The organism is Streptomyces sindenensis, from assembly GCF_014649035.1.
In the GTDB taxonomy this organism is placed as follows: Bacteria; Actinomycetota; Actinomycetes; order Streptomycetales; family Streptomycetaceae; genus Streptomyces; species Streptomyces sindenensis.
This window is the reverse complement of record NZ_BMSG01000064.1, coordinates 1-7,677: the sequence shown is the minus strand read 5'-3', so window position 1 is coordinate 7,677 and position 7,677 is coordinate 1. Positions and strand designations below refer to the sequence as shown.

7 protein-coding genes and 1 tRNA gene are annotated in these 7,677 nt (G+C 68.2%); 1 reads left to right on the top strand and 7 read right to left on the bottom strand.

Annotation, left to right across the window (positions count from 1 at the left end; genetic code table 11):
* Positions 1–828: 828 nt before the first annotated feature.
* The 6 genes from IE145_RS32925 to IE145_RS32900 form a co-directional block, all read right to left on the bottom strand.
* Positions 829–1,224 (bottom strand): MazG-like family protein, encoded by a 396-nt coding sequence (locus IE145_RS32925; protein ID WP_229826022.1) that lies wholly within the window; start codon positions 1,222–1,224, stop codon positions 829–831.
* Complete coding sequence (locus IE145_RS32920) at positions 1,185–2,507, bottom strand: UDP-glucose dehydrogenase family protein (protein ID WP_189529087.1); 1,323 nt, start codon at positions 2,505–2,507, stop codon at positions 1,185–1,187. Before IE145_RS32920 ends, IE145_RS32925 begins: the two co-directional genes overlap by 40 nt.
* Before the next feature lie 107 nt (positions 2,508–2,614).
* Positions 2,615–3,847, bottom strand: a complete 1,233-nt coding sequence (locus IE145_RS32915) for an SIR2 family protein (RefSeq protein ID WP_189529086.1) — start codon at positions 3,845–3,847, stop codon at positions 2,615–2,617.
* 97 nt (positions 3,848–3,944) lie between these two features.
* Positions 3,945–4,154 (bottom strand): hypothetical protein, encoded by a 210-nt coding sequence (locus IE145_RS32910; RefSeq protein WP_229826021.1) that lies wholly within the window; start codon positions 4,152–4,154, stop codon positions 3,945–3,947.
* Positions 4,151–4,369: a hypothetical protein gene (locus tag IE145_RS32905; protein WP_097981590.1), complete on the bottom strand. Its 219-nt coding sequence runs from the start codon at positions 4,367–4,369 to the stop codon at positions 4,151–4,153. The genes IE145_RS32910 and IE145_RS32905 overlap by 4 nt, the downstream gene beginning before the upstream one ends.
* Before the next feature lie 283 nt (positions 4,370–4,652).
* Entirely contained in the window at positions 4,653–5,882 is a 1,230-nt protein-coding gene (locus IE145_RS32900) for a helix-turn-helix domain-containing protein (protein WP_189529084.1), read from the bottom strand.
* 300 nt (positions 5,883–6,182) lie between these two features.
* On the opposite strand from IE145_RS32900, the gene IE145_RS32895 reads away from it, so the two are divergent.
* Positions 6,183–7,025: an NAD(P)-dependent oxidoreductase gene (locus IE145_RS32895; protein WP_189529083.1), complete on the top strand. Its 843-nt coding sequence runs from the start codon at positions 6,183–6,185 to the stop codon at positions 7,023–7,025.
* A 54-nt stretch (positions 7,026–7,079) separates the two neighbouring features.
* Here the strand turns inward: IE145_RS32895 and IE145_RS32890 are convergent.
* A tRNA-Gly gene (locus tag IE145_RS32890) sits at positions 7,080–7,150 on the bottom strand.
* Between the last annotated feature and the right edge of the window lie 527 nt (positions 7,151–7,677).

Genomic DNA, 7,677 nt, shown 5'->3' with positions numbered 1-7,677 from the left:
TCAACCCTCACGGTGCAGCATCATGCCGCACCACCCAGCACCACGTGAGACATCCTCTTAGTGGTTTCTAGTGTTCTGATTTCTCATTTCGGTTTGCTCACCCTGTTGACATTTTATATCAAGCGCGAGGTGGCTAGAAAGAAGCGTCGCTCTACATAGCAAAAGGTGGCCAAAGCTTCATGTCGGCAACATCTGAACTGAGAGGACAAGAATGTCGGTGGTAACCCCCGACGCCCATCTCTATCCTTCGGCGGATCGACGGTGCTTCCTGTGCAGCCAGGATTTTGTGGAAGCTCACCCTGTAGTAATTTGGGTCGGTTCGGGCGTCCCTATTTGTCTTCACGGACGACGATGTGCCAGTTCGTTTGTTCTCAGGTTTGCACGTGACGCCTTGGAGGTCGAGCACTCGCTTAAGGGCGATGTCCAGCCCGCAGCGCCGGAGCTCTGACGCTCTGGGCCGCGACTGCTCGGCTCTGCCTGGGCCGAAGGTGGTCGGGATGGGAGCCCACAACGCTCACCACGAATCCGCTGGCACTCGCGTACGGCGCCCCTCCCATCCCGGAGTCTGTGCGCCCCGCCGGAGGCATCATCTTGAAGCCGCGGGCTTGGTTCTCGTCTCATGCCCTCCGGACCTATCTCTCGTGGGCGCGCGTCGTCGGCGGCAGCGCCGAGCGGGCCGGAGGCAGGAGCGTGGGCGCAACCAAAGCCGGGTTCCTTGATGAAGTAGGGAAGATCTACCACGCTGAAGTCAGGCACTGCGTGGGTCGTGCCCGAACATGGCCGTCGACCGCACCTGGTGGGAGCGGCCGACGGCGGGACCGGAGATTGTCAGACAGATGTGGCGGCCTCACGGCCCCTACGTGCGCGGTGGTGGAGAACTTCGTCGAAGGTGGCGCGGGCGCCCGTGGGGTCGATGTAGTGCATCGCCAGGAGGGCTGCGATGACGGCGCCGACCAGGTCGTTCTGGACCTCGGACCAGGTGTGGTCGTCGCCGCAGGTGGTGAGGCCCTTCAGGCCGTGGAGGGCGTGCATGGCCTCGCCGGCTTCCTCGGCGACCTTGCCGACCTGAAGGGCTTTCAGCTCCTCGTCGGGGAGATGGGCGCTGGCCGCTCGGCAGACGGCAGAGAGCTTCTCGATGTCGTCCCACAGGGCGTCGACGTCGGACCTCCGGTCGATGGGTTCGGTTATTCCTGTGCGGGGCGTCCGAGTTGGCGTACGGTCCATCCGGCCATGCGCCAGGCATCGGCGTCGATGAGGTTGCGGAGGTCGACGAGGACCTGGTCAGCGACCAGTGGGGCGAGTGCCTTGGGGTCGGCCTCGCGGAAGTGGGGCCATTCGGTGGCCAGGACGATCAGCTCCGCCGCCTCGACGGAGTCTTCGAGGGTTTCGCAGTAGTCGAGTTCGGGGTGGCGGTGCAATGCTGTGGGCACGGCGTGCGGGTCGTGGACGGTGACGGTCGCGCCGCGCTGGTGCATCAGTGCGGCGATCGCCAGGGCCGGGGATTCGCGGACGTCGTCGGTACCGGCCTTGAAGGAAGCGCCCCAGACCGTGATGCGTACGCCGTCGACGGGGCGGCCGAGCGTCTGCTCGATGAGCCTCAGCGCGGCGTTGGGTCGGGATTCGTTGACCTCCTCCGCCGCGCGCAGCATGGTCGCTGCCTCGGCGGCGCCCAGGGTGCGGGCGGAGGCGGTGAAGGCGCGGACGTCCTTCGGGAGGCAGCCGCCGCCGTAGCCGGGGCCGGCGTTCAGGCCACCGCGGCCGATGCGGGGGTCCAGGCCGATGGCCTCGGTGAGCTGCTGGACGTCGGCTCCGGCGGCGGTGCACATGTCGGCGACGCCGTTGATGAAGGAGATCTTCATGCCGAGGTAGGCGTTGGCGGCACCCTTGATGAGTTCGGCGGTGGCGGGGTCGGTCACGAACAGCGGGATGCCGTTTGTCAGGAGGGGTGCGTAGACCTGGCGTACCGCGTCCTCGGCGCGCGGCGAGGGCACGCCCACGACGATGCGGTCGGGGCGCAGGGTGTCGTCGATGGCGTGGCCCTCGCGCAGGAACTCGGGGTTCCAGACGACCTCCACGTCCTCACCTGCCGGGGAGAGCCGGGCGAGGAGAGCACCGAGGTCGCGGGAGGTGCCGACGGTGACCGTGGACTTGCCGATGACGACCGTGGGGCGGGTCAGGTGCGGGGCGAGGGCGCGGGCGGCGCCGAAGACCTGTCCGGTGTCGTAGCTCCGTCCGTCCGCGTCGATCGGCGTGCCCACGGCGAGGAAGTGGATGTCGGCGAACTCGGCTGCCTCCGCGAGGCTGGTGGTGAACCGAAGGCGTCCAGAGGCGGTGTGGGTGCTGAGGAGTTCGGGCAGGCCGTCCTCATAGATGGGGCACTCGCCGGCGTTGAGGCGGTCGATCTTCGCCTGGTCCAGGTCCACGCCGATGACCTCGTGGCCGATCTCGGCCATGGCAGCGACGTGGGGGATGCCCAGATGACCACAGCCGATGACGGATACGCGCATGGGTCGACGCTCCTTTCCTTATCCCTCGCCCGCCCAGGGGAGTCCGGGCCGGCCGGGTGCGTCACGCTAGCGCCAACGCCCGGCGCGGCCCTCTTCGTGCAGGTGGATCAACCAGCGTGCTGTCTGCGCAGGTTGACGAGGGCGGGCAGGGCCTCGGCGGCGGTCGCCCGGCACACCAGGTCGCCGTCCTGGGGGCCTTCCAGCGGGTACGGCATGAACTGGCCGTCGCGCCAGAAGCCCTCCGGGTCCAGGTAGACGATCTGCATGCCCCGAGCGCGGGCGCGTGCCTGGACCTTGCGTCGGTCGGCGTGCAGGCCGACGACGAGGAGGGCCTTGGCGCCGTCCACCCACTCGACGTCGGGTACGGCCTGGTCGTAGCGGCGCATGAAGCACTCGTCGAGCCCGGCGCGCGCCGCGAGCACGTCGAAGTTGTTGGTGATGACCGGGCCGACGAGGTGACCGGCGTCCTTCAGTTTCTTCAGCGCCCACATCGCCGGAGTCGGTTCGGCCAGGAAGCAGGCGCGGAACATCTCCACGAACTCCGCCGTCTTCTCCTCCGGCTCCGTCAGCACCTCGTGGAGGAGCGTGTCCGCTGTCGGGGAGAGGGTGAAGCGGTGTTCCCGAGGCTCGTGGCCCTGGCGGTCGGTGACCCGGTAGATCTCGTGGAGTCGGTGCAGGGGCGGGATACCCGCCTCTACCGACGTACCGCAGCCAATCTCCACCTGGAAGGGCAGGAGGTCCGCGAGGACGGACAGGTCCGGGACGCGGGTCGGCGTACCGGGGCGGTCCTTGCACCTGATCCCGGTGGAGAGGACGTTCCACGGCAGCTGCCGGACAGCGGGCGGTGGTGCGTAGGACACCGAGGCGATCTGCACGTCCAGGCTCCGGTAGCCGACGGGGAGGGTACGGCCCGCCGCCGCATCCTGGGGGTGGGCGTCGTGCTCGGTGATCCGGCACTTCAGATCCCGGCGTGTCCATAAGAATCCGCCAGGAGCCTCCTTCCAGCCGCCGGTGGCGAGCGAGTCCCACAGGGCGTCGTGGTGCGCGTCGATCTCATCCGCTGGAGCGGTAGCGGAGTGGTAGAGGTACAGGTCGGTCAGGCCGATGGCCGGCGCGGCGGTGGTGGGGACCAGGCCGTACCGGTAGCGGTAGTGGATGATCCGCCGCCGGGCGTCGTCGGCGGCCGTCCAGCCGCTCTGTTCGGCCGTGGCCTTCTCCTGCGTACGACGCCAGATGCCTTCCTCGATGTAGCGGGGTCGGTCGGCGTCGCCGAAGTAGGTCTTCCAGACCTGCTGTTGGTCGGGGGTGAGCTGGTCGATGACGATGTACGGGATGTCCACGATCTCTCCCTGGAGAATTACGCCTGGATGTTCTGGGTGCATGGCAGGCTCCGTTGGCCGGGAAGGTCGGGTGAACGTCCCGGACAGCGGAGCGGAGTCAGCGGTCGGAGAGCGGGCTCGCGTCCGCCGAGACGGCGGCGGTCTGGTGACCGAGGCCGTTGAGGAGCGGGGCGGCCTGCTCACGCAGTGCCCAGGCCGGTCCCACCAGGCCGGCGACGGCCAGAAGCGTGAGCGCGATGCCTCCGCCTTCGGGGCGTACGGAGCGCGGCGCGGCCTTTCGGGCGTGGCGTCGCCGAGGCTCGGTCACGGGGTGCCGCCGAGGGCGCGTTCGTGTGCGTCGACGAGGCGGCTGGTCTGCTGGTGCAGCCACTCCACCTCGGCAGAGGTGAGGATGAGCGCGCCATCGACGGTCGAGCCGTCATCCAGGTGGAACTCGATGGGAACCGATCCCTGTCGGGCCCTCGGGTCGTACACCGCGTCCCGTCCGGCCGAGAGCGTGGCGTGGGTGGCCCTCACCGGCACGGGACTGAGCGTCGTTCCGTCGGCGGGCGCGGACCAGGGGGCCCCGCCCCCAGGCGGACGCAGGTGGTACGTCGTAGCAGAGCCCTCACCAGGGAAAGCGACTACGACACCCACACGGCCATCGCGAGCGCTGTCCGTGGCGAGGTCGCCGAGCAGTGGACGGAAAGGTGCCGCCGTGCCTAACTCGGTTCCCTGCGAAGGAAGATGAGAAGAACGTCGTCGCGTCATGCCCCGAAGTTAGGGACAGGACGAACCTCGAATATGAGCCGGAGGAATACGGCCCCTATCCGTCCAGGTGAAAGCGGTCGGACATGTGCCGCAGCTTCTCCCTCGTGGCTGCTCGTTCCGCGTAGACGATGCTGCGGAGCGTTGAACGGGCGATGGGGTGGTTCCGTACGAGCTGCGGAGCGATCCGCTCAGCCGTCTCCAACTCGGTGAGGGCCTTTGCCCGGTTTCCGTCCCACAGCCAGGCCCGCGCCACGTCCATGTGGTGGTGTCCCTGACGTGAGTTGGGCAGCGCCCCGACCAGGCTCGGGCTGGTGCGGCGGTTTATCTCCAGCGCCTTGCCCTGCTTGCCCATTTCCAGGGCCACGCTGATCGCGTGGATCTGCACGTTCCCGGCGGAGAACGTCAGCGAATGGCGGTCGTACACCGGTGCGCCGACGTACGCGTCCATGCGTTCCGCCGCGTCCTTCGCGTGTCCGATCCGGTCCTCCGCTTCCGATGGGCGGTTGGCCCGAGCAGCGGAGATGGCTGCTCGAAGCTGAAGCGTGCCCCAAGCCCGTACGGCCAGCGGATCACCGTGCTCGTACGGCTGTTGCACTGAGGCGATCGCCTTGTCCGAGAGAGTCAGAGCGTCGGCCCAGTCAGCCGTCGCCCACATGTCCCAGACGCGCATCCAGTCGGCGACGGCAGGCAGCACCGGGTCTCCCGACAACCTGGCAGACCACGCGGCCCGTTCGCACGCCATGGCCACAAGCTCCGGGTGCCCGAGGGCGTGCGCGGCGGTGTGCGCGAACTTGCAGCACACGGCGTAAATGGCGTACGCCTCTTCCCGCTCGTGCCCGTCCGAGTCCTCTGCCAGGGCGCGCGCTTCCCGGAACAGGTCCGGGAGAACTCGGAGAATCGCGACGTTGGAGGCGGTGTCCCGCAGGCGGTGCAGCCGGGTCACCTCACGCCATAGCTGTGACGCCGGTCGGGGATCCCCGTCGAAGACGGGAACGAGGTCGTAGCGACGCAGCTCGCGCAGAATCGACGAGGCGGCGATCTGCCACTGGCTGTCGTCGGGGGAGCTGCTGTACGGGCGTCCGATCAGGTCGTTCGGATGGACGTGCAGCTCTGCGGCCACCTGGTTGAGCAGGCCGACCCGGTCCAGCTCGATCAGGCCACGCTCCATCTTCGACACCCAGCCCTGGGACTTCCCGAGGGCCGTCGCCAGGTCGGCCTGCGGCATGCCCAGTCGCAGCCGCGCCCTGCGAGCGCGCTTGCCGATCTCCTCGGCTTCTTCCAGCATCAGGACACCTCCCAGCCGCCGGACGATCCGGCGCAACCGCCGGCCTGTCCGTACAGAGTTCGTCTCCTGCACGGTACCCATGACGTGGCCTCAGCGTGAGACGAGCTGCCAGGACAGTGGGGCGACGGGCCGTGTACCGCAGTCTCGCCCTGAACGGCCTGGCCGAGGCCGGGGGCATTTCTGTCCTCCAGCAGTGCTCTGACGGCCATCAGGTAGTGATCCTGCGGCCGCTGGTGCCGAGCGACAGCGGATCATGGGGAAGGAGAAACGCCCCACGTCGCACACCGCCGGAGGCAGCCAGTGATCACCGTGACCGTCCTCCACCCTGGAACCATGGGCGCGGCGATCACCGCCGAGCTCGTGGCCGGCGGCCATGAGGTGCTGTCGGTGACCAAGGGCCGCAGTGAGGACACCTGGCTACGCGGGAGGGAAGCCGGGGCCACGGCGTACGACTCGCTCGCGGAGGCGCTGTCCAGAAGCGCGGTCGTTCTCTCGGTGTGCCCACCACAGGCGGCGGAGGACGTTGCGGCGGCGGTGGCCGCGCACGGCTTCGCGGGGGTGTACGCCGATGTCAACGCCATCAGCCCTCAACGCGTACGGCGCATCGCTGACGAGATCCGCCCCGGCTCCGCAGTTGTCGATGGTGCCGTTTTCGGTCAGCCGCCAGGCGAGGGGCGTGCCACACGGCTCTATCTCGCAGGGGCCGACTCTCCCGTCGAACTGGTGGCATCGCTGTTCACGGACTCTGCGCTGCACGTGTGCCGGGTCGGGGACACACTCGGTCCCGCTTCCGCGCTGAAGATGGCTTTCGCCGGCTACCAGAAGGCCGCTCGTACCCTCGCCGGCATCGCTCACGCGCTCGCCGACGCCCATGGAGTTGGTGATCAGCTCACGGCCGAAGCCGAGATCATGATCTCCGCGATCCTCTCCGATCCGGAGTATCTGCCGAGCGTGGCAGCCCGAGCCTGGCGCTGGGCACCTGAGATGGAAGAGGTCGCCGACACCCTCCGCACAGCCGACCTGCCCGCGGACATGGCCGAGGCCACGGCTCGGGTACTCGCTTTCTGGGAGCAGGACAAGGACCGGTACGACTTGCCGGTCGCGCAGGCGCTCGCTCACCTCCGGTCCGGGAGGGGCGCGTAGGCGGGCCCGGACAACAGAAAAGGCCCCGGTCGCTGACCAGGGCCTTCATCAAAGAGCGGGTGACGAGAATCGAACTCGCGCTCTGAGCTTGGGAAGCTCATGTTCTACCATTAAACTACACCCGCGAAGCATGCCGATCACCGGCTCTGCATCGTTCCACACTGTACCCCATGTCAGGCCCCCGGTGGATGCGCCGTGGGGCCTTCCTGTTGTGTGCCCGGGGCAGGGTGATGTGTGTACCGGGGGTGTGATGGGCGGGAGTTGGGGGCGTAGCGTGGGTGGTCGGAGTGCCGCGTGGAGTGGCGTCCTGTTCATCCCCTAATGTGGCGTTCTCGTCCATATGCGGTTGGGGAAGGGACTTGATGGAGTCGATGGAGCGCACCGTCGTCCGCTGTGCCGAAGGGCACGTTTTCACTACCTCGTCGTTTCCGATGCAGCAGCTCGGGGCCGACAGGATCGGGCCGGGGCGGTTGATCCGGTGTCCCCGGTGCGCCCGGTTGCGGCAGGCCGTTCCCGTGGCGTTCGAGAAGCGGTAGCGGCGGCGGTAGTCGTGGCGGGGCAGTCGCCGGCGGTGGCGCAGTGGTAGTCGGGCAGTGAGCTTCTTCGAGTTGGCCACCGATCGGGTGATGGGCCGTGGAGCGCAACGGACGAG

Excerpts from the sequence above, each read along its gene's own strand:
- IE145_RS32925 (WP_229826022.1), bottom strand. The coding sequence starts at position 1,224 with ATGGACCGTACGCCAACTCGGACGCCCCGCACAGGAATAACCGAACCC.
- IE145_RS32920 (WP_189529087.1), bottom strand. The coding sequence starts at position 2,507 with ATGCGCGTATCCGTCATCGGCTGTGGTCATCTGGGCATCCCCCACGTC.
- IE145_RS32900 (WP_189529084.1), bottom strand. The coding sequence starts at position 5,882 with ATGCTGGAAGAAGCCGAGGAGATCGGCAAGCGCGCTCGCAGGGCGCGG.